The 2,466-nt window shown below is 37.4% G+C and carries 5 protein-coding genes; all 5 read right to left on the bottom strand.

Going from position 1 to position 2,466, the window contains the following annotated elements:
- A partial coding sequence (locus tag AOG26_RS20765) for a hypothetical protein (protein WP_152967003.1) occupies nt 1-228 on the bottom strand: 228 nt, incomplete at its 3' end.
- Nucleotides 229-357: 129 nt separating this feature from the next.
- Complete coding sequence (locus AOG26_RS20215; RefSeq protein ID WP_152967005.1) at nt 358-972, bottom strand: hypothetical protein; 615 nt, start codon at nt 970-972, stop codon at nt 358-360.
- A 10-nt stretch (nt 973-982) separates the two neighbouring features.
- Nucleotides 983-1,366, bottom strand: a complete 384-nt coding sequence (locus AOG26_RS20210) for a hypothetical protein (protein ID WP_054564103.1) — start codon at nt 1,364-1,366, stop codon at nt 983-985.
- A 92-nt stretch (nt 1,367-1,458) separates the two neighbouring features.
- The gene (locus AOG26_RS20810; protein WP_054564102.1) at nt 1,459-1,710 is read right to left on the bottom strand and encodes a hypothetical protein; all 252 of its coding nucleotides are present in this window, start codon (nt 1,708-1,710) and stop codon (nt 1,459-1,461) included.
- A gap of 148 nt (nt 1,711-1,858) precedes the next feature.
- Entirely contained in the window at nt 1,859-2,197 is a 339-nt protein-coding gene (locus AOG26_RS20200) for a hypothetical protein (protein ID WP_054564101.1), read from the bottom strand.
- Nucleotides 2,198-2,466: the final 269 nt, after the last annotated feature.

The raw sequence follows: 2,466 nt of genomic DNA, 5'->3' as shown, positions 1-2,466 counted from the left end.
TAAAATAAGAGCGGAATAGATAATCCTTGCCCAGTTGCGCCCACAGTTGATTTTGTAAGCTAGCCAAATAACTAATAAAGTTGTTACGCCGAATGAGGTGTATTTTGCTATTACATTCGGCATTAACTCTTTAGTATTGAAAGAAATAATGAGAATAGAAGCCAAACTGACCAGCCAACCAAGAAAAATAAATATAGTTGTGAGCTTTATACTTTTAGGTTTATCCATAACCATCCTATACACATAACGCCCGCATAATGGGCAATAACACGTAGGCTAAAATTGGAGCGAAGCGACTGAGCCTATGTGTTATTGTCCCAGCGAGCCCGCGAGCGAGTTAATGCGATTGTTATGCATCTACTTGCGTTTATACAACAACCCCAACGAGCCTTTTTTCCATGGCTCGGAGTAAAAATCTCCAACTTTTAACGCTGTATAATTTTTCTTAGATACATCGAGTTTAAGAGTTTTTCCGTTATCTACTGTTTTTATGAAGACATAGTAACTCGTTCCAGCTTTTGTGCTTTCATAAGTGTCTAGCTTTACAACAGAGCCGCTTAACTGAAAATCAGATTGGGGGCCAATGAAATTATTGAACCCTAGAACAAAGCCTCCACTCATAAGGAGGAGCATTGCAGCAACAACAGTCGTTAGTATAATTCCTTTCAATTCTCCAGATTCGCGGCGAAGGTTTGGGATTCTTTTAAAGTAAACGTAGAAGCAAATAATAACGATAGGAACTGACAAATACTTAAACGCCCATACAAATGACGAATTTAATACTGTTTCGTACATCAGCAGGGGAACTATCGAGATGACCATAAATAGGCCGAATGACTTATCTCCGTGCTTTTTTAAAAAATACTCCAATCTCAAATTCCTTTTATGCATAACGCCACAATATGGGGCGCGAAAAATCTTGGCTATAATAGGAACAAAGTGACGCAGCCAAGCTTTTTGCGTCCCATTCATTATTGCTTTGTTATGTTTCGTGCATATTTTCACAAAAACTCTTAGTATATTTAAACCCTTTACTTACTTGAGCTGAATCACCTAACGTAAATAACGCACCATCTTCAATGATTACATCAAATTTTATAGTTAAGTTTTGAGCTAAGGTAACACCTAAATTTTTTGCCCGCTTCCTAATTTGAGCAAAATCAGCTTTAAAATGGCAAGTTAACTCACCACAGCAGTATGTATGATTTTTTAAAAAGCTTAATTTCACCGTTACCAGAGAGTTTAAATTACTTAATGAAGTAACTTGCACCCCATAATTATTTTCGAAATCTTTGCCCGTAAAATAGTTTACGAATAAGTCATTAATGGTTGCGACTTCAGGTTGCATAATTTTTTCAAGAAACATAACGCCCCATTCAGGGGCTTTTAATTGTTGGCTAAAATAACGAACGCAGTGAGGAAAGCCAACTATTAAAAGTCCCGCACTGCAATGGCTTGTTATATTGCAGCTACGCCATAATAGATCATGATTATTGCCATAGACGCTGCTACTAGTGGTGAATATAAATATACCAACCATTTACGCAAAGCTGAAACCTGACCGTTGCGATAAATTTTATAGCTTTTAATTGAGTAATTAATAACTGCAACAATACAAGCTAGAAAGCTAATTGCAGCTAAACCCGACCAAATATTCGGAATAGCGAAAGAAAGCATAATAACCCAGAAGATATAGGCAAAATAGATCACTTAGCTAGATTCCTTTCACAAAATTTCAATTGCAATATAACGCTTTGCTAAGGGGCAATTAACAGTTGGATATACTTACGCGAAGCGCCAAGCCAACTGTTAATTGTCCCAGTGAGTGTACGAACGAACTTTAGCAACTTGTTATATTTCATAGCATTGCCTTTAACATTGTTGCTATTGCAGCTTTTTTCTGCGGATCAGTTGCTTCTTCGAATATCTTTACTAAATGAGGAGTCACATGCTTTTTTTCTTTATTGGACATTAAAAATGAATCGTCAAACCAAATTTGATTATCGCTATCAAGCATAAGCGTAAAAGCATCATTATCACTCTTTACGATGAGTCCAATCACTTCGCCCTCTACAAAGGTTCCCTCATAGATCAAGTTGCTTTTTATAGCTGAAACTCTTGGGTTCATCTCACTCTTAGCCATCGTGGCGCTAACAAAAAACAATGAAATTACTAGAGTCCAAATCTTCGACTTCACCGACTCACCTTGATTGAAATATAACATTTTAGTATTTATGCGACACGCAGTTTGTGTTGCATAATCGCTTGTTGGACTGAGCCGCTACCTGCTCGGTGTGTCAGAGTTGGTGTTGTTTATGCTATGGGAATTTGCTTTTTCTGGCCTAAGCGATATCAAGCCAACGTTACTGGCGAGCCTATCGCATCTAAGCTATCCCTGCTTTACTCAGCGTTTATTATGCTTCCATTACACCTAAATTTGCCTTAAGAAGCAATTATATTTTTACG

Origin of the sequence: Pseudoalteromonas sp. UCD-33C, from assembly GCF_001306895.1 — a bacterium.
Classification (GTDB): Bacteria; Pseudomonadota; Gammaproteobacteria; order Enterobacterales; family Alteromonadaceae; genus Pseudoalteromonas.
This window is presented reverse-complemented; position numbering and strand designations above follow the sequence as displayed.

Coding starts and splice junctions, on each gene's coding strand:
- AOG26_RS20215 (WP_152967005.1), bottom strand. CDS start 972: ATGAATGGGACGCAAAAAGCTTGGCTGCGTCACTTTGTTCCTATTATA.
- AOG26_RS20210 (WP_054564103.1), bottom strand. CDS start 1,366: ATGTTTCTTGAAAAAATTATGCAACCTGAAGTCGCAACCATTAATGAC.